Below are 26,231 nucleotides of genomic sequence, written 5' to 3'. Positions count from 1 at the left end.
CGTACGGTGACTGTCCGGACGTTGTCCGGCCATGTCCCGCCGGTCCGGAGCGGCCGTATGCGTTGGAGACGTAGAGGCACGAACGGTACGGCGGGAGGGATACGGCGATGCACGTGGACGGTGACGGGGTACGGCTCAAGAGCGAGGCGGACGAACCGGGTTGGGAGGTGGACCCGGACGACGACTGGGGAGTGGCGGTCGTCGCGACGGTGGGACGCCAGCTGAAGCTGCGCCGGGAGGCCGTGGGCATGCGCGCGGCGGACTTCGGGGTGGCCGTCGGCTACGGCGAGGACATGGTCTACAAAATCGAGAGCGGCAAGCGGATCCCCCGCCCCGAGTACCTGGACAAGTCGGACGAGATCCTGGACGCGGGCGGCCTCCTCTCAGCAATGAAGGAGGACGTGGCCAAGGTCCGGTATCCGAAGAGGGTTCGGGACTTGGCGAAGATGGAAGCCAGGGCGGTCGAGATCGGCGTGTATGAGTGCAGCAACATCGCGGGGCTGTTGCAGACGCCCGGGCATGCACGAGCCTTGTTGGAATCGTGGCTGCCCGCGTATTCACCAGAGGACCTGGAGCGGCGAGTCTCTGCACGAGTGTCCCGGCAGGCCGTTTTCGAACGGCTGCCCGCGCCCGCCCTCAGCTTCGTACTGGAAGAGGCAACGCTCCGCCGCAAGGTTGGAGGCACAATGGTGCAGAGACAGCAGTTCGAACGGCTGCTGGAGGTGGGGCGATTGAACAACGTCACGCTTCAGGTGATGCCAATGGACAGCTCGGCACACGCAGGCATGAGCGGCCGAATCGAACTGCTGAAGTTCGACGACGGCACGGCGGTAGGGCGTTCCGATGGTGCGTTCAACAGCCGTCCGGTCTCTGACCTGAGGCAGCTGCGCATCCTGGAGCTGCGATATGGAACCATCCGGGCCCAGGCTCTTCCACCGGCGGAGTCTCTGGTCCTCATTGAGAAACTGCTGGGAGAATCATGATCCGCACGTTCGCCACCGGTGACGCCTCCAACCTGGCTTGGTTCAAGAGCAGCTACAGCAGCGGCCCCGACGGCGACTCCTGCGTGGAGATCGCCACCGGGCCCCACACGATCCACGTCCGCGACTCAAAGGACACCACGGGTCCCACCCTGGCCTTCGCACCCGCCACATGGGCCGCCTTCGTCCCGTACGCGTCCGAAGGCTGAGAAGAACATGACCCGCGAGATCTCCGCCGCAGGAGTCCCCGACCTGGCCTGGTTCACGGCTGACGCCTGGTCGGTGTTTGCGGGGCTGGCGGGGGCGTAGGCGGTAGTTGGCGGCGGGTCCGGGGGTGGGTGTGCCCCCGGGCCCGCTGTGCGTTGCGCGTCAGAACTTGATGCTTCCGATCATCCCGGCGATGTTCGTCGTCAGATCGTGGATCGTCGGGGCGACAGTCGACGAGGCGAGGTAGAACCCCAGAAGCATGCACACGATGGCGTGCCCCGACTTCAGACCCGACTTCCTGATCAGCAGGACGACGATGATCGCCAGCAGCACCACCGCCGAAATCGAGAGTGCCACGGCGGTTCACCTCCAAAGATCCACGGGGACGCGGGAGTCGGACTATGGGGGCAATGTATCCATGCGGACCCATCACGGACAGATAAATCCACAGGAAAGCCAGCGGGTTCCTACCCACTATGCGCTAGTGATCATAACTATCCGTACGCGCGCATCGGTCGGCGCACAGCCGCACAAGGGGGCGCATGGCCAATATGGTCGGGGCATGACGACCGAGCCTGCTTCCTTCCCCCGACGGCACGCGCGGACCCAGCGGTTCACGCTCGGCGCACCCCGTGCCTTCACCGTCGCGCCCGACGGTTCCCGTGTCGCGTTCCTGCGGTCCGCCTCGGGCACGGACCGCTCTCACGGGCTGTGGATCCTCGACACCGCGGACGGTGCCGAACGCCTCGTGGCCGACCCCGAGATGCTGCTCGAAGGCGCCGCCGAGGAGTTGTCGCCCGAGGAGCGCGCCCGCCGCGAACGGAGCCGCGAGGGCGGCGCCGGCATCGTCGGCTACGCCACCGACTCCGCTCTGGAACTGGCGTCTTTCGCCTTGTCAGGGCGGCTCTTCACCACCGGCCTGCCGACCGGGACGGCACGCGAACTCCCCGTCCCCGGACCGGTGATCGACCCCCGACCGGCCCCCGACGGACGCCATGTCGCCTACGTCGCCCGGGGCGCCCTGCGCGTGGTCGGGGCCGACGGCGGGCACGACCGGGCGCTCGCCGAGCCGGAGTCCAAGGGCGTCTCCTACGGTCTGGCCGAGTTCGTCGCGGCCGAGGAGATGAGCCGTGCGCGGGGCTTCTGGTGGTCCCCGGAGTCGGACCGGCTGCTGGTGGCGCGGGTGGACGACACCCCGGTGCAGCGCTGGTGGATCTCGGATCCGGCGCATCCCGAACGGGAGCCGCAGCAGGTGGCGTATCCGGCGGCGGGCACCGGCAACGCGGACGTACGACTCTTCGTCGTCGGCCTCGACGGCAGCCGCACCGAGGTCTCCTGGGACCGGGAGGGCTATCCGTATCTGGCGCGAGTGCACTGGTCAGCGGCGGGTGCGCCACTGATCCTCGTCCAGTCCCGGGACCAGCGCGGCCAGCTGTATCTGGCGGTGGACCCCGAGTCCGGGGCGACCCGGATGGTGCACGCCGAAGAAGATCGACATTGGCTGGAACTTTTCGCCGGGGTGCCGTGCTGGAGCCCCTCCGGACGGCTGGTTCGGATCGCCGAGGAGGGCGGTGCCCGGGTGCTCGCGGTGGGGGAACGGCCGCTCACCGGCGACCAGTTGCATGTGCGAGCGGTGCTGGACGTGTCGGACGACGACGTCCTGGTGTCGGCCTCGGCGGGCGAGGGGGCCGCCGACCCGGAAATCGGCGAGATCCATGTGTACCGGGTGAACGAACTCGGCGTGGAGCGCCTGTCGCAAGAGCCCGGCGTGCACTCGGCGGTGCGCGCCGGGAGCGTGACCGTCCTGCTGTCCTCGGTCCCCGACCGCCCGGGCAGCCAGGCGCAGGTGCTGCGGGACGGGAAGCACATCGCGACCGTGGCCTCCCATGCCGAACACCCGGGTTTGTCCCCGCGCGTGACCCTCACTCAGGGGGGTGCACGGAAAATCCCATGCGCCGTGCTTATGCCGAGGGACTACGCCGGTGACGCCCCCCTCCCCGTCCTGCTGGACCCCTACGGTGGCCCGCACGGCCAGCGGGTGGTCGCCGCGCACAACCCGCATCTGACCTCCCAGTGGTTCGCCGACCAGGGCTTCGCGGTGGTGGTCGCGGACGGCCGGGGCACCCCGGGCCGCTCCCCCGCCTGGGAGAAGGCCGTCCGGGACGACCTCGCGGAGGTGGTGCTCCAGGACCAGGTGGACGCCGTGCACGCGCTGGCCGGGGACTTCCCGCTGGATCTCTCCCGGGTCGCGATCCGCGGATGGTCCTTCGGCGGCTATCTGGCGGCCCTCGCGGTGCTGCGCCGCCCCGATGTGTTCCATGCGGCGGTGGTCGGCGCCCCGGTGACCGATCTGCGGCTGTACGACACCCACTATCAGGAACGCTATCTCGGAGACCCAGGCGAACAGCCCGAGGTCTACCGCCGCAACTCCCTGGTCGACGACGCCGGTCTGGTGGACGCCGCGGACCCGGCCCGCCCGATGATGATCATCCATGGCCTGGCGGACGACAACGTGGTGGTCGCCCACTCGCTGCGGCTGTCCTCCGCACTGCTGGCCGCGGGCCGCCCCCATGAGGTGCTGCCGCTCTCCGGGGTGACCCATATGACCCCGCAGGAGGCGGTCGCGGAGAACCTGCTGCTGCTCCAGCTCGACTTCCTGCGCAGGAGCCTGGGCCTGAGCTGAACACCCCCGGGCCGGTCCGGCCCGGGCGGCCGAACGGGCCGGGACGCCATGACACGCCCCGGCCCGTTCACGGCACCCGCACGGCCGTACGCTGTTCACTCTGCCGCCGCCGTATATCGCCCTGGCGTCGGCCGAGTTGCCCGTGTGTTAACGATGGTTCAGGGCGCCCGGGCCGCCTACGCACACCCCTCGTGCGGTGCCTCCCCCGCCACCGGCGGCTGCCTCGTCCCCTCCTCACGCACCGACCCTCCGCCCCGCACCCCCTCCTCGGGCGGCACCACCCGCTTCTCCTCCGCGAAGTGGCAGGCCGACGCATGCGCGACCGGACCCCCTTGCGAACGGAAGCGGTCCGGGACCGCGAGCGGCGGCACCTCCCGGGCACACCGCTCCGCGGCCTTCCAGCAGCGGGTGCGGAAGCGGCAGCCGGAGGGGACGGCGGCCGGTGACGGAACGTCACCGCTGAGGATGATCCGCTCCCGCCGCTGCCGCGCCTCCGGGTCGGGCACCGGCACGGCGGACAGCAGGGCCTGGGTGTACGGGTGGGTGGGATGGTCGTAGATCTCCGCGTCCCGTCCGGTCTCCACGATCCGCCCGAGGTACATCACCGCGACCCGGTCGGAGATGTGCCGCACCACCGACAGGTCGTGCGCGATGAAGACGTAGGACAGGCCGAACTCGCCCTGGAGCCGGGCCAGCAGATTGACCACCTGCGCCTGGACCGACACATCGAGCGCGGAGACCGGCTCGTCGGCGACCAGGATCTCCGGGCGCAGCGCCAGCGCCCGGGCGATGCCGATGCGCTGGCGCTGGCCGCCGGAGAACTGGTGGGGGTAGCGGCCGAGGTACTCGGGGTTGAGCCCCACCACGTCCAGCAGCTCCCGCACCCGTCGGCGCCGGTCCCCCTTGGGCGCGGCCCCGGGATGGATCTCGTACGGCTCCCCGATGATGTCGCCCACGGTCATCCGGGGGTTGAGGGAGGTGTACGGGTCCTGGAAGACCATCTGGATGTTGCGCCGTACCGCCTTCAGGGCGCGCCCGGACAGCCGGGTGATGTCCTCGCCCCGGTAGCGGATCGCCCCGGCGGTGGGGCGCTCCAGGGTGACCAGCATCCGGGCGAGGGTCGACTTGCCGCAGCCCGATTCGCCGACGACGCCGAGGGTTTCGCCGCGGCCGAGGACGAAGTCGACGCCGTCGACCGCGCGGACCGCGCCGATCTGCTTCTTGAAGAGGATCCCCCGGGTGAGCGGGTAGTGCTTGACCAGCCCGCTCGCTTCGAGGATCGGTTCAGGACCGGCCATCCAGGCACTCCCTCCAGAAGTGGCAGGCGCTGCCGCGGTCCGCGGAGACCTGGTGCAGCGGCGGCACATCGGTGCGGCACACGTCCCGGGCCATGGGGCAGCGCGGATGGAAGGCGCAGCCCGGCGGGATGGCCATCAGATTGGGCGGCAGGCCCTTGATCGCGTACAGCTCGCGGCCCTTGCGGTCGAGCCGTGGGATCGAGTCGAGCAGGCCCCGGGTGTAGGGGTGGGCGGGCGCCTTGTAGAGGTCGTGGACCGGGGCGGACTCGACGATCCGGCCCGCGTACATCACCGCGATCCGGTCGGCGACGTCCGCGACCACACCAAGGTCATGGGTGATGAGGACGAGCCCCATGCGGTACTCGTGGCGCAACTCGGCCAGCAGATCCATGACCTGGGCCTGCACGGTGACGTCCAGGGCGGTGGTGGGCTCGTCGGCGATGATCAGGGCCGGTTCGAGGGCCAGCGCCATGGCGATCATGATGCGCTGGCGCATACCGCCGGAGAACTGGTGCGGATAGTCCCGCACCCGCTGGGCGGCGGCCGGGATCCGTACCCGGTCCATGAGCTCGACGGCCCGCGCCCGGGCGTCCTTCCTGGACATCCCGCGGTGCACGGTGAACATCTCGCCGAGCTGGTCGCCCACGGTGAGCACGGGGTTGAGGGCGGACAGCGCGTCCTGGAAGATCATGGCCATTCCGGCGCCGCGGATCCTCCGGCGTTCCTCCTCCTTCAGGGTGAGCAGGTCCTGCCCCCGGAAGAGAACCCGGCCGCCGGTGACGCGGCCGGGCGGCACGTCGAGGATCCCCATCACGGCCTGTGCGGTGACGGACTTGCCCGAGCCGGACTCGCCGAGCACCGCGAGGGTCTCGCCCGCGTCCACGGCGTAGCTGACGCCGTTCACGGCCCGGGCGACCCCGTCCCGGGTCCGGAACTCCACATGGAGGTCCCGTACGTCGAGGAGCATGGCGGGGGCTCACCTCAGTTTCGGGTCGAGGGCGTCGCGCACCGCGTCGCCGAGCATGATGAACGCGAGCACGGTGACCGCCAGGGCGCCGGAGGGCCACAGCAGGGCGTGCGGGGCGTTGCGGATGTACGGGGAGGCGGCGGAGATGTCGATGCCCCAGGAGACGCTGGGCGGCTTCAGCCCCACTCCGAGGTACGACAGGGTCGCCTCCAGGGCGATGTAGGTGCCGAGCGCGATGGTCGCCACCACGATGACCGGGGCCACTGCGTTGGGCGCGATGTGCCGCAGCAGGATGCGGGCGGGCGAGGCGCCCAGCGCGCGGGCGGCCTGGACATAGTCGTTCTGCCGGGCGGTGATGACCGCGCCGCGGGCGATACGGGAGATCTGCGGCCAGCCGAGCAGCACCATGAACCCGACGACCGGCCAGACCGTATTGCTGGTCACGACGGAGAGGAGGACCAGGCCGCCGAGTACGACGGGGATCGCGAAGAAGATGTCGGTGGTGCGGGAGAGGACCGCGTCCCAGGCCCCGCCGAAGAACCCGGCGAGGCCGCCCAGGACCGAGCCGAGGAGCGCGACGCCGAGGGTGGCGCAGACGCCGACGGTGACCGAGGTGCGGGCGCCGTGGACGGTCCGGGTGTAGACGTCGCAGCCCTGCCCGTCGAAGCCGAACGGATGCCCGGGCTGGGAGCTCTCCTGGGCCTTGGACAGATCGCACAGCAGGGGGTCGCCGGGGGCGATCAGGGACGGCCACAGCGAGATCAGGACGAGGAAGAGGATCACCAGGGCGGAGACGATGAAGACGGGGTTGCGGCGCAGATCGCGCCAGGCGTCGGACCACAGGCTGCGCGGCCGCCCGGCCGCGGGGGTCTGGGGGTACGGCCCGCCCGGGCCCCCGGGCGCGGGCTCCAGTGTGGTCGCCTCGCTCGCCGCCAGGTCCATGGCGCCGCCCATGCCGGTCCCCGCGATGGCGCCCTCGGGCGGATACGGCTGCTGCTGCTCAGGCATAGCGGATCCTCGGGTCGAGTACGGCGTACAGGAGGTCGACGAGCAGGTTGGCGGCCAGGAAGACCAGCACCAGCACGGTCACGAAGCCCACGACGGTCTGGGTGTTGTGCCGCAGGATCCCCTGGTAGAGCTGGTAGCCCACACCGTGGATGTTGAAGATCCGCTCGGTGACGATGGCGCCGCCCATCAGGGCGCCGATGTCGGTGCCGATGAAAGTGACCACCGGGATCAGGGAGTTGCGCAGCAGATGCCGGGTGATCACCCGGTGGCGCGGCAGGCCCTTGGCGATCGCCGTGCGGACGTAGTCGGACCGCCGGTTCTCTGCGATGGAGGTCCGGGTCAGCCGGGTGACATAGGCGAGGGAGACGGAGGCGAGGACGAGTCCGGGCACGATCAGCTCGTCGAGGGGGGCCTCGGGGGAGACCGAGGGCCGCACCCAGGCCCAGCGGACACCGAGCAGCAGTTGGAGCAGCAGACCGGTGACAAAGGTCGGCACCGAGATCACCACGAGGGTGAGCAGCAGCACCGAGGTGTCGACGGGCCGCCCCCGGCGCATCCCGGTGACCACGCCGAGCGCGATCCCGACGACGATCTCGAAGAGGATCGCGACCACGGTGAGCCGGATGGTGACCGGGAAGGCGGTGCCCATCAGCTCGGTGACCGGCTGCCCGCTGAAGGCGGTGCCGAAGTCGCCGGTGAAGACGTTGCCCATGTAGGTCGCGTACTGCTGCCAGAGGGGCTTGTCGAGGCCGAACTCCCGGCGCAGCTGAGCCGCCGTGGCGGGGTCGCACTGCCGTTCCCCGCACAGGCCGGCGATCGGGTCGCCCATGACGTTCACCATCAGGAAGATCAGCAGGGTCGCGCCGAGGAAGACCGGGATCATCTGGAGCAGACGCCGGACGACATACCGTCCCATGGGGCCTCCGGGGGTAGGGCGCGGCCGTACGGCTCAGCCGACCTTGATCTCGTTGTAGACGGGGACGCTGAAGGGGTTGAGCGCGACATGGGACAGGCGCTGCGCGTAGCCCGCGCTGCCGTTCTGGTACCAGAGCGGGATGGTGGCCATGGAGTCCCGTACGACCTCCTCGGCCCGCTGGAACAGCCTGACGGCCCTGGCCCGGTCCGGCTCGGCGTTCGCCTGGTCGACGAGCCGGTCGAAGTTCTTGTCGGACCAGGTGCCGTCGTTGGAGGAGGCACCCGTGTAGTAGAGCGGTTGCAGGAAGTTCTGGATGAGCGGGTAGTCCATCTGCCAGCCCGCCCGGAACGGGCCCGGCATGCGGTGCCGGCCGATCTGGTTGCGGAAGTCGGCGAAGGTGCCGATCGGGTTGCCGACGCACGCCTTGTCGTTGCCGAGGGCGTTGTTGACGGAGTTGCACAGGGCGTCCACCCATTCGCGGTGGGAGCCCGCGTCCGCGTTGTAGGAGATCCTGACCTGGCCGCCGGGCAGGCCGCCGCCCTCCCGGACCAGCTTTCTGGCCCGGCCCGGGTCGTAGGTGCAGGCGGCCCCGCACAGCCCCTGCTGGAAGCCGCCCGCGGCGCCGAGCACCGGGGAGGTCCAGTCGCCCGCCGGGGTGCGGGTGCCGTGGAAGATGGTGCGGGTGATCTGGTCGCGGTTGATCGCCATGGACAGGCCGGTGCGGACCTTCTCCATCCCGGGCTTGTTCCACCGCGGGTCGTAGAAGGGGAAGGCGAGGGTCTGGATGATCCCGGCCGGGGTGTTGATGTACCGGCCCTGGAGGTCCGCCTCGACGTTCTTCAGCTGGGCGGCGGGCACGTCGTCGACGAGGTCGAGGTTGCCGGAGAGCAGATCGGTGTAGGCGGTGTTGCCGTCGGTGTAGACCTTGAGGTCCACCCCGTTGTTCCGCGCCGGGTCGGGGCCGGGATAGTGCCGCCACGTCCGCAGCGACATCATGAAGCCCCGGGTGTACGACTTCACCCGGTACGGGCCGTTGCCGACAGGTTTCTTCAGCCAGTCCGCGTGATGGTCGAAGAACGCCCGGGGCAGCGGGGCGAAGGCCGCGTAGCCGAGGGTGTCGGGGAAGGTCGAGAACTTCTGGCCGAGGGTGACGGTGAAGGTGCGGGGGCCGGTCACCCGGAGTCCGGAGAGGGTGTCGGCGCGCTGGGTGCCGGAGTCCGGGTGCACCTTGTCGTAGCCCTCGATGTAGCCGAAGAAGTAGGCGTTCCGCTGGTTGTTGCGCAGTCCGGCGCCGTAGTTCCAGGCGTCGACGAAGGAGCGGGCGGTGACCGGCTCGCCGTTGCTGAACGTCCAGCCGTTTCTGACGGTGATGCGGAAGGTCCGGGAGTCGGAGGTCTCGATCTTCTCGGCGAGCATGTTCTCGGCGGCGCCGGTGCGCGGGTTGTAGCGCTTGAGGCCGCGGAAGAGCATGTCGAGGACCTTGCCGCCCTGGACCTCGTTGGTGTTGGCGGGCTCCAGCGGGTTGGGCGGGTCGCTCCACGACGAGCTGAGCACCCCGGGCCCGCCCTCCTGGCCGCCCCCGCCGCAGCCGGCCGCCGGGAGGACCGCCGCCACGACCATGGCCGCCGCCCATGCGGCGTGCCCGGCTCCACGCATGGGGTGTCTCCTCGGAGTGCGCCGTGCCTCCAGCGCCGGGGGCGCTGCCTCTCCTAGGTCGATATCAGCTTCCGCCCGATATGAGGCTTACGCGCTCCGCTTTTTCGGCCATACATCATCCGGATGCATGCAGCCCCGGGAGCCCCCTGAACGGATCTTGGCCGGACAGCGCAACGGATCTCCGCCCATCGATGCCGAACCGTTGATTTGATCACCCCCGATGTACGCATTTCGACACCCACCTGTCCGAGTATCGAACTCCTTGCCGGATTCGCCGCTTTGGCCCGCCTAAGGACACGGATCGATCACAACGCGCTACCCGCGTAGCTACGGAAAGGTCAAGCAGGAGCAAAGAGGGTAAAGAGAAGCCCAACTCGACCGAGAATTTATTGACCGTGAATGAATTGCGTTGAAAAAGTCCGGCGTAGCCCGTAGGGAGCGCCCTGCGGAGCCCTTGACCCCATAGGGCCTGGAGCACCATGACCCCCCCAACTCCATCCGCGGCTGTCCCCCTTGAGGTGACCGACGAGACCGCGGCGAAGTCGACCACTTCGGGCGATCCGAAGGGCAGCGAAGGCCGCTCTCCCGGACGGCTCGCCTGGAAGCGCTTCAAGCGTGACAAGACGGGCGTCATATCCGCCTACATCGTGATCTTCTTCTTCGTGATCGCGATAGCGGCACCGCTGATCGCCAAGCTGTACGGCAAGAACCCGTACACGACCTACGCGAGCCAGGACCCGAACCTGCTGGATGCCTTCGCGTACCCCGCGGGCCCCAACGGCGGCATGAGCTCCCAGTTCTGGTTCGGCATCGAGCCGCAGCTCGGCCGGGACGTCTTCACGTTCCTGCTGTACGGCATCCGGACGTCGCTCGGCATCGCCCTGGTCGCCACGGTCCTCACCGTGGTCTTCGGCGTGGTGCTCGGCATCACGGCCGGCTACCTCGGCGGCAAGACCGACTACCTCGTCAGCCGGGTCATCGACATCCTGCTGTCGTTCCCTTCCACGCTGTTCTTCATCGCGTTCATGCCGGTGGTCTACGGCATCTTCGTCGCTCCGGACGACAACATTCCGACCTCCCTGCGCGCCGCCGCCCTGATCGTGGTGCTGACGGTGTTCGGCTGGGCCACCATCGCGCGCCTGCTGCGCGGCCAGGTACTTGCCCTGCGCGAGCGGGAGTTCGTCGAGGCGGCCAAGATCACGGGTGCATCCCCGATGCGCATCGTTTTCAAGGAACTGCTGCCGAACCTGTGGACGCCGATCATCATCCAGTCCACACTCCTGCTGCCGACTCTCGTGACGACCGAGGCCGGTCTGTCCTTCCTCGGCGTCGGCATCATCGACCCGACCCCGGACTGGGGTGTGATGATCGCCCGAGGCGCTCAGTTCTACTCCCAGGACATCACCTTCATGCTCTTCCCGGGCATCTCGATGGTGGTCTTCGTCGTCGCCTTCAACCTGCTCGGCGACTCCGTGCGCGACGCGCTCGACCCCAAGTCCAAGCGGTAGCACTTCCTCTCCACCCGGTCCGGCTCGATGGCGTCCCGACTGGTTCCGCTCGTCCGAATCGATCCCTACAGGCAGGCACAGTATGTCCTTTTCCCGTAGAAACTTCCTGATCGCCACCGGCGTGGCCGCAGCCTCCACGACTGTGCTGAGCGCCTGCAGCAGCGGCAACAGCTCCTCCGACAACAGCGTCCCGTCGGTGAGCAAGGCCAAGACCATGAACATCCCGGTCGGCACCAAGGCCGACTCGATGGGTCCGGCCCCCGAGGTCTCGGGAGCGGTCAAGGGCGGAACGGTCTACTCGCTCGACCAGTTCGACATGGACCACCTGGACCCGGCGCAGATCTACGTCTCGACCGAGGGCGCCATCACCCGTCCGATCCTGCGTGGCCTCACCGGCTACAAGATCGACGAGAAGGGTGGCTGCACCCTGGTCGGCGACGTCTCCACCGACGCCGGCACCATGAAGGACGGCGGCAAGACCTGGTCGTTCACGATCAAGGACGGCATCAAGTGGGAGGACGGCACCGCCCTCTCCATGGACGACGTCCGCCACACCTTCGAGCGCCTCTTCGCCTCCTTCGTCACCGAGGGTCCGCGCTACGTCCAGCAGTGGCTGGTCGGCGGCGACAAGTACAAGGGCCCCTACGACGGGAAGCACATCGACTCGCTGGAGGTCTCCGGCCAGACGATCACCTTCCACCTCACCGAGCCGCGCGCCGACTTCAACTACACGCTCGCCATGCCGGGCTACGGTCTCGTCAACAAGAAGAACGACACCAAGGAGAAGTACGACAAGCGCCCCTACGCGCTCGGTCCGTACAAGATCGGCAACCGCGACATCGGCAAGTCCCTCACCTACGTGCGCAACGAGCACTGGGACCCGAAGACGGACGCGATCCGCAACGCCTACCCGGACAAGTACGTCTTCCAGTTCGGCTTCGAGCTGGTCGCCTCCACGGACCGCTACATCGCGGACCAGGGCAACGACCAGTACACGATGTCGATCTTCAACGAGGTCGCGCCCGAGCGCGTCGCGCAGGTCATGACCAACGCCACGCTCAAGAAGCGCGTCCTCACCCAGGTCGACACGGTCACCTACTACTGGCCGATCAACATGACCCGGATCAAGGACCTCAAGGTCCGCCAGGCCATCAACTACGCCTGGCCGCACCAGCAGCTCCAGACCATCCGCGGCGGCAAGGCCACCAGCGAGCTGGCCACCACCATCCTCAGCCCGGTGACCCCCGGCTACCAGGACTTCGACCTGTACGGCACGGGCAAGAAGCCCGGCGGCGACCCGGTCAAGGCCAAGGCCCTGCTGAAGGAGGCCGGGAAGATCGGCCAGAAGCTGGTCATCGCCTACCAGGCGTCCGACAACGCCGTGAAGCAGGCCGTCCAGATCAAGAACTCCCTGGAGGCCGCGGGCTTCCAGGTCGTCAACAAGCAGGTCGACAAGACGACCTTCTACACCCAGATCGGCAAGATCGACAACAGCTACGACCTGTTCGCTGCGGGCTGGAGCCCGGACTGGCCGAACGGCTACTCCGTGTTCTACCCCTGCTGGGACGGCAAGAACATCGGCGACGGCCGCAGCAACTACTCCCAGCTGAACGACCCGAGCGTGAACAAGGCGATCGACGCCGCGTCCGCGATCACCGATGTCGAGGCCGCCAACAAGGCCTGGGGCAACATCGACCGCCAGGTCATGGAGCTGGCGCCGGTCGTCCCGGACTACCACTCCATCCGCAACTGGATGTACGGATCCAAGGTCGGCAACGTCGTCTACGACGCCGGCAACACGTGCGTCGCGCTCTGCAAGCTCTACGTCAAGAAGTAAGCGAGCGAGTCCCTCCGGGGGCGGCCACGACCTGGCCGCCCCCTCAGGTCCACCCCTCATAGCCCCGGCGACGGCGCCCCGTCCGGAAAGTCACGCCCCCATGTTCCGCTTCCTTGTCCGCCGAGTTATCGGCGCGCTGGTCATTCTGCTGATCATCAGCGCCGTTACCTTCTGGCTCTTCTACGCCATCCCGCGTGACCCCGCCATGATGTCCTGCGGCAAGAACTGCACGCCCGACATGCTCAAGCAGGTGCGGCACAACCTGGGCATCGACCACTCGATCCCGGTCCAGTACTGGTACTGGCTGAAGGGCATCTTCGTCGGGCGCGACTACGGCGACTTCGGCTACTGCAACGCGCCCTGCCTCGGCTATTCCTTCGCCAACCGTGAGCCCGTGCTCGGCACGATCATGGACCGGCTGCCGCTGACCCTCTCCCTCGCCTTCGGCTCCGCCGTCGTCTTCCTCATCCTGGGTGTCGGCACGGGCATGATCGCGGCCGTCAAGCAGGGCAAGTGGCAGGACAAGCTGGCCAGCTCGGGCTCGCTGATCGCCTCCTCGCTCCAGATCTACTTCGTCGGCTACATCGCGATGTACTTCCTCGTCGCCAAGGCCGGCATCCTCGCCAACCCGTCGTACACCCCCCTCACCGACGACCCGGTCTCCTGGGCCTCCGGCCTCCTGCTGCCCTGGCTGGTCCTGTCGCTCATCTGGACCGCCAACTACACCCGTATGACGCGCTCCCAGATGGTGGAGACACTCAGCGAGGACTACGTCCGTACGGCCCGGGCCAAGGGTCTGTCCCGCCGCACCGTCTTCTTCCGGTTCGCCTGGCGCGGCGCGATGGGTCCGATCGTCACCATCTTCGGCATCGACCTGGCCTCGCTGATGGGTGGCGCGATCATCACCGAGTCCGTCTTCAGCCTCCAGGGTGTGGGCCGACTCGCGCTGGACGCCGTGAACAAGAGCGACCTCCCCATGGTGCTCGGCGTCACGCTGCTGTCGGCCGGTGCGATCGTGATCTTCAACATCGTCGTGGACGCCGTCTACGCCCTCATCGACCCGCGGATCCGGCTCGCCTGACCTCCGCCCCACTCCCGACCCCCCGCATCACCTCAGGAGCGTCCCCGTGACGAGCACCGATCAGCAGCCGTTTCTCTCGATCAAGGACCTAAAGGTCCACTTCTCCACCGAGGACGGCGTCGTCAAGGCCGTCGACGGTCTCAGCTTCGACCTGGCCAAGGGCCAGACACTCGGCATCGTGGGCGAGTCGGGCTCCGGCAAGTCGGTCACCAACCTGACGATCCTGGGTCTGCACGACCCCGCGTTCACGACGATCGAGGGCGAGATCGTCCTCGACGGCAAAGAGCTGCTCACCGCCTCCGAGAGGGAGCTGGAGCGGCTGCGCGGCAACAAGATGGCCATGATCTTCCAGGACGCGCTGGCCTCGCTGTCGCCGTACCACACCATCGGTGCCCAGATCAGCGAGACCTACCGCAAGCACACGGGGTGCTCCAAGGCCGAGGCCCGCAAGCGCGCGGTGGAGATGCTGCGCCGGGTCGGGATCCCGCAGCCGGACGTGCGGGTGGACGACTACCCGCACCAGTTCTCCGGCGGTATGCGCCAGCGCGCGATGATCGCCATGGCCCTGGTCTGCGACCCGGAACTGCTGATCGCCGACGAGCCCACCACGGCTCTCGACGTGACCGTGCAGGCGCAGATCATGGACCTGCTGAAGGACCTCCAGCAGGAGTTCGGCACCGCGATCATCTTCATCACCCACGACCTCGGGGTGATCGCCGACATCGCCGACGACGTGCTGGTGATGTACGGCGGCCGGTGTGTGGAGCGCGGCACCAAGCAGGAGGTGCTGCGGACCCCGGAGCACCCGTACACGCTGGGTCTGCTGAACTCGATGCCGAGCCTGCACGGCTCGGTGGACGTGCCGCTGATGCCGATCCCGGGTTCGCCGCCCTCGCTGCTCAACCCGCCGTCGGGCTGCCGGTTCCACCCGCGCTGCACCTTCGCGGAGAAGGTCGCGGACGGCCTGTGCTCCGGGGAGCGGCCCGCGCTGGAGGTCGTCGAGGGCCGCGGCTCGGCCTGCCACCTGACCGCCGACCAGAAGCAGGACCTCTTCGCGGACTTCGCCGGGTCCGGGCGCAACTGACGTACAAGAGACGGGATTTCACGACCATGAGCAACACCACTCCTCTCCTTGACGTCTCCGGGCTGACCAAGCACTTCCCGATCAAGGGCGGATTCCCCATCCGGCGTACGGTCGGTGCGGTGCAGGCCGTCGACGGTCTGGACTTCCAGGTCGCCGAGGGCGAGAGCCTGGGCCTGGTCGGTGAGTCCGGCTGTGGCAAGTCCACCACCGGGCGGCTGATCACCCGGCTCCTCGAGCCGACCGGCGGCACGGTCTCCTACCGCGGGCAGGACATCACCCACGCCGACCGCAAGAAGCTGGCCCCGATCCGCTCCGAGATCCAGATGATCTTCCAGGACCCGTATGCCTCGCTGAACCCGCGGCACACGGTCGGCAAGATCATCGCGGGCCCGATGGAGATCAACGGCATCAACCCGCCCGGCGGCCGCGAGGCGCGTGTCCGGGAACTGCTGGAGATCGTCGGTCTGAACCCGGAGCACTTCAACCGCTTCCCGCACGAGTTCTCCGGCGGCCAGCGCCAGCGCATCGGGGTCGCCCGGGCCCTGGCCCTGGAGCCCAAGCTGATCGTCGCGGACGAGCCGGTCTCCGCCCTGGACGTCTCCATCCAGGCCCAGGTCGTCAACCTGCTCCAGAAGGTCCAGCGGGAACTGGGCATCGCGTTTGTGCTCATCGCCCACGACCTCGCGATCGTGCGGCACTTCTCGCAGCGCGTGGCGGTCATGTACCTCGGCAAGATCGTGGAGATCGCCGACCGCGAGGACCTGTACGGCAACCCCCGCCACCCCTACACCCGGGCCCTGCTCTCCGCCGTTCCCGAGGCGACGGTGGACGAGGAGCCGCGCGAGCGCATCCGCCTCGTGGGCGACGTCCCCTCCCCCATCAACCCGCCCTCCGGCTGCCGCTTCCGCACCCGTTGCTGGAAGGCGACGGAGAAGTGCGCGACGGAGGCTCCGCCGCTGGTGCAGGTGGAGGGCAACAAGCCGGGGCATCTGACGGCCTGCCACTACCCGGAGACCGGGGAGTCCGCTGCCCCGCGTCTCACCAAGAACCCCGAGGCGGCCGCCTGACACACCCCTTTTCCGTCGGCTGCCGCCTGCGGAACGGACCTTCTCCGGCCCCTTGACCCGAGCCCATGAACGTCTGCTTCCGGGGAAAAGGCCCGCACCCTGCCGGGTGCGGGCCTTTGTGCTGTCCGGCCCCGCGCGCCCCGGAGGACCGGGGGACGGAGAAGAACACGGTTACGTTCCACAAAGATCCAGCACTGTCCACCCAACGCCCGCCCGGAGCTGACAAACTGTCACGATGGTCCACCGTTCGTTCTCCGATGTCGCCCTGGCCGGACTGTACGACGTCCTCAATCCGTGGGGCCCAAGTGACGACTTCTATCTGGGACTTGTGCAGTCCGCGCAGAGCGTGCTGGACGTCGGCTGCGGCACCGGGGCGCTGCTCGCGCGGGCCCGGGAGCGGGGGCACGAGGGCCGGCTGTGCGGGCTCGACCCGGCCGCCGCGATGTTGGTCCGGGCGCGGGACCGGGCGCCCGGCGTCGAGTGGGTGCTCGGCGACTTCCGTTCGCACCGGTGGCAGGGCGCCTTCGACCTCGTGGTGATGACCGGGCACGCCTTCCAGGAGCTGCTCGGCGACGACGAGCTGCACAGCTGCCTGCGCGGGGTGCGTGAGGCGCTCGCCGAGGGCGGCCGGTTCGTCTTCGAGACGCGCAATCCGGGCGCGCGCGCCTGGGAGTCATGGACCCCGGAGCGGGTGCGCGAGGTGCCGGACGGCGACGGCGGGGTCGTCAGCATCCGGCACGAGGCCGAGACGCCGGTGCGCGGCGACCGGGTGTCGTATGTGTCGACCGTCGAGGCCCCCGGCTGGGAGCGGCCCGCGGTCACCCAGGGCACCCTGCGGTTCCTCGGCCCGGACCGGCTGTCCGGCTTCCTGGCCGGGGCGGGCCTGGACGTCGTCGAGCAGTACGGGGACTGGGGGCGGGGTCCGCTCACGCCCGCCAGCCCCGAGATCATCACCGTCGCGGCGGCGGCCGGGTAGCCTCAGCCGTCCCCCTCCTCCAGCGCCGCGAGCGCCGGGTCCAGCACGATGTCCTCCTCGCGCGCCTCCGTCGTCGGCTCCTCCGGGAAGTGGCAGGCCGTCAGATGCCCGGGGCGGTTGCCGCCGATCCGCACGAGGGGCGGCTCCTCGGTGGCGCATCTGTCCTGTGCCTTCCAGCAGCGGGTGCGGAAGCGGCAGCCCGACGGCGGGTTGATGGGCGACGGGACGTCTCCCGCCAAGCGGATGCGTTCGCGGCGGGGCTCGTCCTCGGCGTCGAGGCTCACCTCGGGCACGGCGGACAGCAGCGCGTGGGTGTACGGGTGGCGGGGACGGGCGTAGATGGAGTCCCGGTCGCCGACCTCGATGATCTTGCCGAGGTACATGACGGCCACGCGGTGGGAGAAGTGGCGTACGACGGCGAGGTCGTGGGCGATGAAGACGAAGGCGATGCCCAGTTCCTGCTGGACCTTCTGGAGCAGGTTGACGACCTGGGCCTGGATGGAGACGTCCAGGGCGGAGACCGGCTCGTCCGCGACGATCAGCTTGGGCTCCAGGGCCAGGGCCCGGGCGACCCCGATGCGCTGGCGCTGGCCGCCGGAGAACTCGTGCGGGAAGCGGTTGAAGTGCTCCGGGTTCAGACCGACGATCTCCAGCAGTTCCCGGACACGCGCCTCGCGGCCGCCGGGCGGGTTGATGCCGTTGATCTCCATCGGACCCGCGATGATCCTGCCGACTGTCTGCCGCGGATTCAGGGACGAGTACGGGTCCTGGAAGATCATCTGGATCTCGGAGCGGATCGGGGCCAGCTTCTTGCGGCTGGCGTGCGCGATGTCCCGGCCGCGGTAGGAGATGCGCCCCTGGGTCGGCTCAAGCAGCCGGGTGATCAGCCGCCCGGTGGTGGACTTGCCGCAACCGGACTCGCCCACCAGCCCGAAGCTCTCGCCGACATGCACGGTCAGGTCGACACCGTCCACGGCCTGTACCGCGCCGATGGTGCGGCGGATGGGGAAGCCGCCCTTGACCGGGAAGTGCTTGACCAGGTTCTCCACCACCAGCAGGGGTTCCCGGGGCCCCTCCGGGGCCGCCTCGCGCGCGGCGGGCACGGCGGGCCCGGCCTTGGTGAGATCCACAACCTCTTTTTTCATGACGCTGCCTCCCTATCGCAGCCGGGGCTTGATCTGCTCGACGAAGATGGACCGCTTCTGCTCGGCCGTGAGATGGCAGGCCGCGCCCCGGCCGCCGGGCAGCGGCGGCGGTTCGCCCGCGCACCGGGTGCCGCCCACCTCGCTCCGGAAGGTGCAGCGGGGGTGGAAGCGGCAGCCACTGGGCGGGCGGAGCAGGGACGGCGGTGTGCCGGGAATGGGCGCGAGGGGGGTGCCGAGGTCCGAGTCCAGGCGCGGCATGGAGTTGAGCAGGCCCCAGGTGTACGGGTGCTGAGGGGTCCTCAGCACGTCGTGGACCGCGCCGCGTTCGACGGCCTCACCCGCGTACATCACCATGATGTCGTCGGCCATGTCGGCGATGACCCCGAGGTCGTGGGTGATGAAGACGATCGCGGAGCCGAACTCCTGCTGGAGGTCCTTCAACAGGTCCAGGATCTGCGCCTGGACGGTCACGTCCAGGGCCGTGGTCGGCTCGTCGGCGATCAGCAGATCGGGGTCGCAGACCAGGGCCATGGCGATCATCGCGCGCTGGCGCATCCCGCCGGAGAACTGGTGCGGGTAGTCGTCCACCCGCACGTCCGGCTGCGGGATCCCGACCCGGCGCAGCATCTCCACCGCGCGCTTGCGGGCCTCGGCCTTGGAGCACCCCGTGTGCTTGCGGTAGGGCTCGGCGATCTGCCGGCCCACCGTGTAGTACGGCGACAGCGCGGTCAGCGGGTCCTGGAAGATCATGGCTGCCTTGTTGCCGCGGACCCGCTCCAGCTCGGACTCGCGGGCGGTGATCAGCTCCTGGCCGTCCAGCACGATCTCCCCGTCGACCGTGGTGAACATCGGGTTGTGCAGCCCCAGGATGGTCAGATTGGTCACCGACTTGCCGGAGCCGGACTCCCCCACGATGCCGAGGGTCCTGCCCCGTTCGAGGTCGAAGGAGAGCCCGTTCACGGCGCGGACGAGGCCGTCCTCGGTCCGGAAGGCGACATGCAGGTCCCGCACCGAGAGGAAGGCGCCCGCGCCCGCCGGGGCGGGAGCGCCGGATTCCTTGGTCACTGTGGTCACGGAGTGCTCCTAGGCGAGCCGCACACGCGGGTCGATGTACGCGTAGCAGGCATCCACGATGATGTTGAACAGCAGGATCATGGCGGCGGAGAACAGCATCACGCCCAGCAGCAGCGGCAGATCGCTGAAGAACACCGACTGCACCGCGAGCTGGCCCAGCCCCGGCAGTCCGAAGGTGGTCTCGGTGATGATCGCGCCGCCCAGCAGGGACCCGAGGTCGATGCCGAAGATGGTGACCAGGGGGATCAGCGAACCGCGCCAGGCGTAGCGGAAGAAGACGTACCGGCGTGACATGCCTTTGGCGCGGGCGGTGCGGACATGGTCCTCCTGGAGCTGCTCGATCATCGAGGAGCGCGCCATACGGGTGTACTGCGCGGCGAAGATCGTGGACAGCACCACCCACGGGATGATCAGCCCGGTGAACCAGGTGGCCGGGTCGTGGGTGAAGGGGTTGTAGGCGGGCTTGTCGAACAGGTGCGACTGGTAGACGAGTGCCGCCAGGGCCAGCGGGCCCAGGAAGTAGATCTGCATCGAACTGAGCACCATCGAGCCCGCGGTGACCGTCTTGTCGAGCAGCGAGCCCCGCTTCCAGGCGGCGAGCATGCCGGTGCCGAGGCCCACCAGCAGGAAGACGCAGGCCCCGCCGACGGTGAGGGAGACGGTGGTCGGCAGCCGGTCCATCAGGGTGGACCACACCAGCTCGTTGGTGTGGTACGAGTACCCGAAGCAGGGGGCGGGACAGGGCCCCTGGTCGAAGCCGTTGCTGCCCACGACCAGGTTGTGCAGAAAGGTCCAGTACTGCTCGGGGATCGGCTTGTCGAGGCCGAGGACATGGTGGATGTTCGCGAGGTTGGCCGGGGTGCAGGTCTTGCCGCACATCAGCAGTCCCGGGTCCCGCGGCATCCCGAAGAACAGCAGGAAGGTGACGATACTCAGCAGGAAGAGGATGACGACGGCGCCGAGTGTCCGGCGCACCAGGAAGCGCAGCATCAGGGGGCAGCTCTCAGACGTCAGCGGGCCGGACTGTTCCCGGTGCGGGCGCCGTGGCGGGCGGCCGCACCGGGAACCGGCGGATGGGTGCTTACTTGACGTAGAGGCGGCGCGGGTCGACGCCGCCGATCACGTCGTCGTAGACCAGGCCGCCGACCTGGGAACCGGCGATCTGGATCTGCTTGTAGTAGCCGGTCGGCACCTCGTTCACCACCTTGGTGAGCAGGTACTTGTCGAGCTTCTCCCACGCGTCCGCGGCCTTCACCGGGTCGGTGACGGTGTTGATGCGGTCGATCTCGCCGTTCACATACGGGTCGTTGATCTGCGAGTAGTTCTGGGCGCCGTCGGCGATCAGCCTGCCGTCGTAGAGCGGCGGGATCACGGTGGAGGCGGACGGCCAGTCGGCGCCCCACGCCGTGTGGAAGATGTCGTAGGCGTTGTCGAGCTTGCTGACCTGGTCGTAGTACGTCTCGGCCGGGATCTCCTGGCGCTGGACGTCGAAGCCGGCCTTCTTGAGGCCCGCGGCCATGGCGGTGGAGTACTGCTGGCCCTCGGGGGTGTTGGTGTAGCCGAAGGTCAGCTTCATGCCGACCTTTCCGGCCTCCTGGAGCAGCTTCTTGGCCTTGTCCGGGTCACCGGCGGGCTTCTTCTTCTTGCCGAAGGGGTCGAAGGCGGGGTCGTAGCCGCTGACGGTGGGGCTGAGCAGGCCGCCCGCGACCTCCATCGCCGCGCTGCCGCCGTAGGCCCGCACGAACGGGGTGACGGGCAGCGCGTAGGCGATGGCCTGGCGGACCTTGATGTCCTTCAGCTCGGGCTTGCTCATGTTGATGTTCATCTGGCCGACGTAGGGCTGGAAGCCCTGCACCGTACGGGACTTCATCCTGGGGTCGGCGAGGACCTTGGACAGGTTGCCCGCGTCGACCTGGTTGTTGAAGCTGAGGCCCGTCCGGTCGGCGCCGCTGTCCGCGAGGAGCGCCTTGGTGGACGCCTCGAACTGCTGGTTGAAGGTGATGTTGAACCGGTCGACGTACTGATGGCGGATCGGGTCCGTCTTCGGGTCCCACTGGTCGTTCTTCACCAGCACCATGGACTTGCCCGACTTGAACGACTCGATCTTGTACGGGCCGGACACCACCGGGGCCCGGTCGTACTTCTCCTTGGTGTCGCCCTTGGCCTCCACCACCGCGTAGCCCGCCATGGCCAGGGCGTAGGGCAGGTCCGGGTGCGGCTTCTTGAAGTGGAAGACGACGGTCTTGGCGTCCGGGGTCGACAGGACGCTGTCCGGGAGGTGCTTGCCGTCGTAGGGGCCGTTCTTCAGCAGCTTGCGGTAGTCGGCCCCGGAGGTGTCGGCCAGCCACTGCTGGACATAGGTCGGGCCCTGGTTGACGAAGGGGGCGAAGAGCCGCTCGAAGGTCTGGCGGATGTCCTTGGCGGTGATCGGCGAGCCGTCCTGGAACTTGATGCCGTCCTTGAGCGTGTACTTCCAGGTCTTGCCGCCGTCCGTGGTCGTTCCGGAGTCGGTGGCCAGGTCGCCGACGATCTCGTGCGTGCTGCCGTCGTCGCCGGTGGCCCGGTATCCGGTGAGACCTCTGTGGATCAGCTGGGCGAGCGAGCCCTCGTCGGAGACGTAGATCTGCGCCGGGTCCAGATGGGCGTAGCTGTCCCGCTGGAGGACCTCCATCGTGCCGCCGCTTCTGGCCCCGGGGACCGGGGTGGCGGGGCCGGTGGAGTCCGCCGCGTCACCGAACTTGATCGAGGCCTGCTGGCGCTTGGCGTTGCTGTCGTCCTTCTTGCCGTCGCCGCCCCCGTCGCTGCCGCCCTTGCTGCAACCGGTGAGCACGAGAGCTCCGGCCGCGAGCACCGAGAGTGCGGCGTAGGCATGGCGTCCGCCCGTGTTCTTCACGCTGTTTCCCACCCATCTGTGTGTCACCAGTGCGTTGTGACATGCCGTGGTACGGCATGGAGTTGCTGGACATGTCGGGCACGTCGGAGAGTGCGCGTCACCGTCGGGCCGTGGTCCTTGAGCCGGCTGCGGTCTCCCGCGATCGGGTCAGCGCGCCGTCTTGGGGTCGAAGGCGTCCCTGACCGAGTCCCCGAGCAGGTTGAACGCGACGACGAAGACGATCATCGAGATGCCGGGGAAGAGCATGTAGGTGATGTCGTTCTGGAGCACCAGCTCCGTCGACGCCTTGGCGAACATCTGCCCCCAGTCGGGGGTCGGTTCGACGATTCCGACGCCGAGATAGGACAGGCCCGCCTCGACGGTCACAAAGCTGGGGAGCAGATAGGTGGCCTGCACCAGCAGCGGGGTGACCACATTGGGGAGGATCTCCCTGCTGATGATGCGCCAGGGGGACGCCCCGCTGACCCGGGCCGCCTCGATGAACTCGCGTTCCCGCAGCGACAGGGTGGTCCCGCGCAGGATGCGGGCGAGGCTCATCCAGCCCAGCACCCACTGGACCGCGATCAGCGCCAGCACACGGACATAGGTCGGTGTCTCGTCGCGCGGGCTGACGAAGAGGGAGACCACCACGGGCATGCTCGCGATGAAGAACAGCTGCGAGGGGAAGGCGAGCAGGAAGTCGATGAGCCGGCTGATGGTGTAGTCGGCCCTGCCGCCGAGATAGCCCGCGGAGACCCCGAGGACGATTCCGGTGAGCACCACGGCGAGCGTGACCGCACAGGAGATCATCAGCGAGGTGCGGATGCCGTAGATCAGCTTGGTGAAGACGTCGTAGCCGTTGCCCGGTTCGAGGCCGAACCAGAACTCACTGCTGATGCCGCCGTTGGGCCGGACCGGCACGCCCGCGCTGTCGAAGAGGTCGGGGCGCTCGTCGGCGTAGACGGTGTACGGGTTCTTGCCGTACACCGTGGAGATCAGCGGTGCCAGCAGTCCGATCAGGAAGAAGAAGGCCACCACACAGGCGGAGATCACCCCGGCGCGGTCCCGCCTGAAGCGGATCCACATCAGCCGGCCGGGCGATCGGCTCTCCGGCCGCGCCGCCCCGGGCTGTTCCACCGGTGGTTTCCCGTCGGCCACGACGAGAAACGCTGCGCCGCCCTCGGTGTCGGGAGGACTCGTCATGATGCGTTCCATTCATGGATACGCCGAGCCGGTGGCCGCCGCTGGTTGCGGGCGGGCCACGGCTTGGACCACGTGGATCGGATAAGACGGCGCTACCGCTCGGACACCGCGACAGATCGCAGCTGAACACGCGTAGTTGACATGAGAAACGCCTCCTTGACTCAACCGGTGCACGGACGGGAAGGGCGATCGCTGTCCCCTCCGACACCCCTGACGGAAGGTCAACACCCCACCGGTGCTCGCGAGTCGGCGCCGCCCCCGCAGCGCATGACCCATTGACCCGAGCGTTGGGCCCAACTATCTGCCATGCGCCAGATACCGACCACTGTCTTGAGGTCTCGGTTCCATCACAGCTGGCCGGAACATCTTCCAGAAGACGGACAAAGAGATCCGCCCGAGAAACCCCCGAAACGGGCGTGTTACGTGTCCATCGGCGGGAGATCGCGCAGTGCGGACAGGGGGCCGGAAAACCGGTTGCGGGCGGGCGCCCGGCTGGCCGGATCAGGTCCGGGCCACCCGCGGGAAGGCCGGGGAAGGCGAAAGCCCGGGTGCCCCCGTGACGGGGCACCCGGGCTTCGGGTGGCTGTGAAGCCGTGGATCAGCCGTGCTTGGCGCGGCTCGCGCTGCGGGCGCGCTCACGCTGGTCGAGGACGACCTTGCGGATCCGGACCGCCTCCGGGGTCACCTCGACGCACTCGTCGTCGCGGCAGAACTCCAGGGACTGCTCCAGCGACAGCTTGCGCGGCGGCACGATCGACTCGGCGATGTCCGACGTGGCCGACCGGATGTTGGTGAGCTTCTTCTCCTTGGTGATGTTGACGTCCATGTCGTCGGAGCGGGAGTTCTCACCGACGATCATGCCCTCGTACACCTCGGTGCCGGGCTCGATGAAGAGCGTGCCGCGCTCCTGGAGGTTCGTCATCGCGAACGCGGTGACGCTGCCGGAGCGGTCGGCGACCAGGGAGCCGTTGTTACGGGTCTGGAGGGGGCCGAACCAGGGCTCGTGGCCCTCGTGGATGGAATGCGCGATACCGGTGCCGCGGGTGCCGGTCAGGAACTCGGTACGGAAGCCGATCAGACCGCGCGAGGGCACCACGAACTCCATGCGCACCCAGCCGGAGCCGTGGTTGGACATGTTGTCCATACGGCCCTTGCGGACGCCCATGAGCTGCGTGACCGCGCCCATGTGCTCCTCGGGCACGTCGATGGTCAGACGCTCGACGGGCTCGTGGACCTTGCCGTCGACCTCCTTGGTGACGACCTGCGGCTTACCGACCGTCAGCTCGTAGCCCTCACGGCGCATGGTCTCGACCAGGATGGCCAGCGCCAGCTCACCGCGGCCCTGCACCTCCCAGGCGTCGGGGCGCTCGGTGTCCAGGACCCGCAGCGAGACGTTACCGATCAGCTCGCGGTCGAGGCGGTCCTTGACCTGGCGGGCGGTGACCTTGCGGTCCTTGACGGTGGCCTTGGCGTTGGCGCCCTTGCCGGTGCCGCCACGACCGACCAGCGGCGAGGTGTTGGTGCCGATGACCATGGAGATCGCGGGCTCGTCCACCGTGATCAGCGGCAGCGCGACGGGGTTCTCCGGGTCGGCCAGGGTCTCGCCGATCATGATCTCGGGGATACCGGCGACGGCGCAGATGTCACCCGGACCGGCCTTCTCGGCGGGCTTGCGGGTGAGGGCCTCGGTCATCATCAGCTCGCTGATGCGAACGTTGCTGATCGTGCCGTCGCGCTTGATCCAGGCGACGGTCTGGCCCTTGCGCAGCTCGCCCTGCTCGACGCGGAGCAGCGCGATACGGCCGAGGAAGTTGTCGGCGTCCAGGTTGGTGACGTGGGCCTGGAGCGGCGCGCCCTCGTCGTAGGTGGGGGCCGGGATGTGCTCCAGGATCGTGGAGAAGAACGGCTCCAGGCTGGTGGAGTCCGCGGGGACCGTGCCGTTCTCCGGCTTGGTCAGCGAGGCGATGCCGTCACGGCCGCAGGCGTAGACGATCGGGAACTCGATCTGCTCCTCGTCCGCGTCGACGTCCAGGAACAGGTCGTAGGTCTCGTTGACGACCTCGTCGATCCGGGCGTCGGGGCGGTCCGTCTTGTTGATGCACAGGATGACGGGCAGCCGGGCCTGGAGCGCCTTGCGCAGCACGAAGCGGGTCTGCGGCAGCGGGCCCTCGGAGGCGTCCACGAGCAGGACCACGCCGTCCACCATCGACAGACCGCGCTCGACCTCGCCACCGAAGTCGGCGTGGCCGGGGGTGTCGATGATGTTGATCGTGATCGGGTCCCCGCCGTCCTTGGGGTGGTAGCTCACCGCCGTGTTCTTGGCGAGGATCGTGATGCCCTTCTCACGCTCCAGGTCGTTCGAGTCCATGACCCGGTCGTCGACCTGCTCGAGCTGGTGGGCGGCGAAGGCACCGGCCTGCTTCAGCATGCCGTCGACGATGGTCGTCTTGCCGTGGTCGACGTGGGCGACGATGGCGACGTTGCGGATGTCGTGGCGCGTGGCCATATTGCGGCGTACTCCCGGAGTGGTGAGGACGGCCTGCGCGTACGTCTGTGTCTACGCGGGCCCTGCCGGGCTGAACATGCCACGGCCTCACCCCATGGTACGGGGCCGCCGCCGGACGGGCTCGCCGGGGCGTCCGGCGGCGGCCCCGTACCAGGTGGGGCAG

Annotated in this window: 21 protein-coding genes; 9 read left to right on the top strand and 12 right to left on the bottom strand. The window is 68.6% G+C overall.

The window, feature by feature from the left end:
* The first annotated feature begins 107 nt into the window (after nt 1-107).
* Together ACIHAA_RS13050 and ACIHAA_RS13045 are read left to right on the top strand one after the other, a co-directional pair.
* Nucleotides 108-983, top strand: coding sequence for a helix-turn-helix domain-containing protein (locus ACIHAA_RS13050; protein ID WP_399816267.1), 876 nt, complete (start codon nt 108-110; stop codon nt 981-983).
* Nucleotides 980-1,189, top strand: coding sequence for a DUF397 domain-containing protein (locus ACIHAA_RS13045; protein ID WP_399816265.1), 210 nt, complete (start codon nt 980-982; stop codon nt 1,187-1,189). Before ACIHAA_RS13050 ends, ACIHAA_RS13045 begins: the two co-directional genes overlap by 4 nt.
* A 160-nt stretch (nt 1,190-1,349) precedes the next feature.
* Here ACIHAA_RS13045 and ACIHAA_RS13040 read toward each other — a convergent pair whose 3' ends face one another.
* Nucleotides 1,350-1,544 carry a hypothetical protein gene (locus tag ACIHAA_RS13040; RefSeq protein WP_399816263.1) on the bottom strand — a complete coding sequence of 65 codons (195 nt, stop codon included), beginning with the start codon at nt 1,542-1,544 and terminating at the stop codon, nt 1,350-1,352.
* Nucleotides 1,545-1,749: 205 nt separating this feature from the next.
* Here ACIHAA_RS13040 and ACIHAA_RS13035 point away from each other — a divergent pair, with 205 nt between their 5' ends.
* Entirely contained in the window at nt 1,750-3,870 is a 2,121-nt protein-coding gene (locus ACIHAA_RS13035) for a prolyl oligopeptidase family serine peptidase (protein WP_399816261.1), read from the top strand.
* Between the two features lie 176 nt (nt 3,871-4,046).
* Here ACIHAA_RS13035 and ACIHAA_RS13030 read toward each other — a convergent pair whose 3' ends face one another.
* The 5 genes from ACIHAA_RS13030 to ACIHAA_RS13010 are packed head-to-tail and all read right to left on the bottom strand — an operon-like array spanning nt 4,047 to nt 9,715.
* Complete coding sequence (locus tag ACIHAA_RS13030; RefSeq protein ID WP_399816259.1) at nt 4,047-5,168, bottom strand: ABC transporter ATP-binding protein; 1,122 nt, start codon at nt 5,166-5,168, stop codon at nt 4,047-4,049.
* On the bottom strand, nt 5,155-6,135 hold the full coding sequence (locus ACIHAA_RS13025; RefSeq protein ID WP_399816257.1) for an ABC transporter ATP-binding protein: 981 nt from the start codon (nt 6,133-6,135) through the stop codon (nt 5,155-5,157). Before ACIHAA_RS13025 ends, ACIHAA_RS13030 begins: the two co-directional genes overlap by 14 nt.
* 9 nt (nt 6,136-6,144) lie before the next feature.
* The gene (locus ACIHAA_RS13020; protein ID WP_399816255.1) at nt 6,145-7,143 is read right to left on the bottom strand and encodes an ABC transporter permease; all 999 of its coding nucleotides are present in this window, start codon (nt 7,141-7,143) and stop codon (nt 6,145-6,147) included.
* Nucleotides 7,136-8,059 carry an ABC transporter permease gene (locus ACIHAA_RS13015; RefSeq protein ID WP_399816253.1) on the bottom strand — a complete coding sequence of 308 codons (924 nt, stop codon included), beginning with the start codon at nt 8,057-8,059 and terminating at the stop codon, nt 7,136-7,138. The genes ACIHAA_RS13020 and ACIHAA_RS13015 overlap by 8 nt, the downstream gene beginning before the upstream one ends.
* Nucleotides 8,060-8,092: 33 nt before the next feature.
* The gene (locus ACIHAA_RS13010; protein WP_399816251.1) at nt 8,093-9,715 is read right to left on the bottom strand and encodes an ABC transporter substrate-binding protein; all 1,623 of its coding nucleotides are present in this window, start codon (nt 9,713-9,715) and stop codon (nt 8,093-8,095) included.
* Between the two features lie 479 nt (nt 9,716-10,194).
* On the opposite strand from ACIHAA_RS13010, the gene ACIHAA_RS13005 reads away from it, so the two are divergent.
* The 6 genes from ACIHAA_RS13005 (at nt 10,195) to ACIHAA_RS12980 (ending at nt 17,268) form a co-directional block, all read left to right on the top strand.
* Complete coding sequence (locus ACIHAA_RS13005; RefSeq protein WP_399816249.1) at nt 10,195-11,223, top strand: ABC transporter permease; 1,029 nt, start codon at nt 10,195-10,197, stop codon at nt 11,221-11,223.
* Between the two features lie 82 nt (nt 11,224-11,305).
* On the top strand, nt 11,306-13,060 hold the full coding sequence (locus tag ACIHAA_RS13000) for an ABC transporter substrate-binding protein (protein WP_399816247.1): 1,755 nt from the start codon (nt 11,306-11,308) through the stop codon (nt 13,058-13,060).
* A 100-nt stretch (nt 13,061-13,160) separates the two neighbouring features.
* Complete coding sequence (locus ACIHAA_RS12995; protein ID WP_399816245.1) at nt 13,161-14,141, top strand: ABC transporter permease; 981 nt, start codon at nt 13,161-13,163, stop codon at nt 14,139-14,141.
* Nucleotides 14,142-14,187: 46 nt separating this feature from the next.
* On the top strand, nt 14,188-15,225 hold the full coding sequence (locus ACIHAA_RS12990; protein ID WP_399816244.1) for an ABC transporter ATP-binding protein: 1,038 nt from the start codon (nt 14,188-14,190) through the stop codon (nt 15,223-15,225).
* A gap of 26 nt (nt 15,226-15,251) precedes the next feature.
* Nucleotides 15,252-16,292 carry an ABC transporter ATP-binding protein gene (locus tag ACIHAA_RS12985; RefSeq protein ID WP_399816242.1) on the top strand — a complete coding sequence of 347 codons (1,041 nt, stop codon included), beginning with the start codon at nt 15,252-15,254 and terminating at the stop codon, nt 16,290-16,292.
* Between the two features lie 235 nt (nt 16,293-16,527).
* Nucleotides 16,528-17,268 carry a class I SAM-dependent methyltransferase gene (locus ACIHAA_RS12980; RefSeq protein WP_399816241.1) on the top strand — a complete coding sequence of 247 codons (741 nt, stop codon included), beginning with the start codon at nt 16,528-16,530 and terminating at the stop codon, nt 17,266-17,268.
* Nucleotides 17,269-17,270: 2 nt separating this feature from the next.
* Here ACIHAA_RS12980 and ACIHAA_RS12975 read toward each other — a convergent pair whose 3' ends face one another.
* The 6 genes from ACIHAA_RS12975 to typA form a co-directional block, all read right to left on the bottom strand.
* The gene (locus ACIHAA_RS12975; RefSeq protein ID WP_399816239.1) at nt 17,271-18,413 is read right to left on the bottom strand and encodes an ABC transporter ATP-binding protein; all 1,143 of its coding nucleotides are present in this window, start codon (nt 18,411-18,413) and stop codon (nt 17,271-17,273) included.
* A 12-nt stretch (nt 18,414-18,425) separates the two neighbouring features.
* On the bottom strand, nt 18,426-19,487 hold the full coding sequence (locus ACIHAA_RS12970) for an ABC transporter ATP-binding protein (RefSeq protein WP_399816237.1): 1,062 nt from the start codon (nt 19,485-19,487) through the stop codon (nt 18,426-18,428).
* Nucleotides 19,488-19,496: 9 nt separating this feature from the next.
* The gene (locus ACIHAA_RS12965; protein WP_399816235.1) at nt 19,497-20,477 is read right to left on the bottom strand and encodes an ABC transporter permease; all 981 of its coding nucleotides are present in this window, start codon (nt 20,475-20,477) and stop codon (nt 19,497-19,499) included.
* Between the two features lie 91 nt (nt 20,478-20,568).
* Nucleotides 20,569-22,392, bottom strand: coding sequence for an ABC transporter substrate-binding protein (locus tag ACIHAA_RS12960; RefSeq protein ID WP_399816233.1), 1,824 nt, complete (start codon nt 22,390-22,392; stop codon nt 20,569-20,571).
* A gap of 135 nt (nt 22,393-22,527) precedes the next feature.
* On the bottom strand, nt 22,528-23,562 hold the full coding sequence (locus ACIHAA_RS12955) for an ABC transporter permease (RefSeq protein ID WP_399816231.1): 1,035 nt from the start codon (nt 23,560-23,562) through the stop codon (nt 22,528-22,530).
* 598 nt (nt 23,563-24,160) lie between these two features.
* Nucleotides 24,161-26,068, bottom strand: a complete 1,908-nt coding sequence (gene typA / locus ACIHAA_RS12950; RefSeq protein ID WP_399816229.1) for a translational GTPase TypA — start codon at nt 26,066-26,068, stop codon at nt 24,161-24,163.
* Nucleotides 26,069-26,231: the final 163 nt, after the last annotated feature.

The organism is Streptomyces sp. NPDC052040, assembly GCF_044548405.1.
Taxonomy (GTDB): Bacteria; Actinomycetota; Actinomycetes; order Streptomycetales; family Streptomycetaceae; genus Streptomyces.
Note: the sequence above shows the minus strand (reverse complement) of the source record. Positions and strands in the feature narration are given on the sequence as shown.

Bases quoted from the DNA above. Each gene is read 5' to 3' on its own strand.
- ACIHAA_RS12955 (WP_399816231.1), bottom strand. From the start codon at position 23,562: ATGACGAGTCCTCCCGACACCGAGGGCGGCGCAGCGTTTCTCGTCGTG.
- ACIHAA_RS12995 (WP_399816245.1), top strand. From the start codon at position 13,161: ATGTTCCGCTTCCTTGTCCGCCGAGTTATCGGCGCGCTGGTCATTCTG.
- ACIHAA_RS13005 (WP_399816249.1), top strand. From the start codon at position 10,195: ATGACCCCCCCAACTCCATCCGCGGCTGTCCCCCTTGAGGTGACCGAC.
- ACIHAA_RS13000 (WP_399816247.1), top strand. From the start codon at position 11,306: ATGTCCTTTTCCCGTAGAAACTTCCTGATCGCCACCGGCGTGGCCGCA.
- ACIHAA_RS13035 (WP_399816261.1), top strand. From the start codon at position 1,750: ATGACGACCGAGCCTGCTTCCTTCCCCCGACGGCACGCGCGGACCCAG.
- ACIHAA_RS12975 (WP_399816239.1), bottom strand. From the start codon at position 18,413: ATGAAAAAAGAGGTTGTGGATCTCACCAAGGCCGGGCCCGCCGTGCCC.
- ACIHAA_RS13050 (WP_399816267.1), top strand. From the start codon at position 108: ATGCACGTGGACGGTGACGGGGTACGGCTCAAGAGCGAGGCGGACGAA.
- ACIHAA_RS13025 (WP_399816257.1), bottom strand. From the start codon at position 6,135: ATGCTCCTCGACGTACGGGACCTCCATGTGGAGTTCCGGACCCGGGAC.
- ACIHAA_RS13020 (WP_399816255.1), bottom strand. From the start codon at position 7,143: ATGCCTGAGCAGCAGCAGCCGTATCCGCCCGAGGGCGCCATCGCGGGG.
- ACIHAA_RS13015 (WP_399816253.1), bottom strand. From the start codon at position 8,059: ATGGGACGGTATGTCGTCCGGCGTCTGCTCCAGATGATCCCGGTCTTC.
- ACIHAA_RS12985 (WP_399816242.1), top strand. From the start codon at position 15,252: ATGAGCAACACCACTCCTCTCCTTGACGTCTCCGGGCTGACCAAGCAC.
- ACIHAA_RS13010 (WP_399816251.1), bottom strand. From the start codon at position 9,715: ATGCGTGGAGCCGGGCACGCCGCATGGGCGGCGGCCATGGTCGTGGCG.
- ACIHAA_RS13030 (WP_399816259.1), bottom strand. From the start codon at position 5,168: ATGGCCGGTCCTGAACCGATCCTCGAAGCGAGCGGGCTGGTCAAGCAC.
- ACIHAA_RS12965 (WP_399816235.1), bottom strand. From the start codon at position 20,477: ATGCTGCGCTTCCTGGTGCGCCGGACACTCGGCGCCGTCGTCATCCTC.
- ACIHAA_RS12980 (WP_399816241.1), top strand. From the start codon at position 16,528: ATGGTCCACCGTTCGTTCTCCGATGTCGCCCTGGCCGGACTGTACGAC.
- typA (WP_399816229.1), bottom strand. From the start codon at position 26,068: ATGGCCACGCGCCACGACATCCGCAACGTCGCCATCGTCGCCCACGTC.
- ACIHAA_RS13045 (WP_399816265.1), top strand. From the start codon at position 980: ATGATCCGCACGTTCGCCACCGGTGACGCCTCCAACCTGGCTTGGTTC.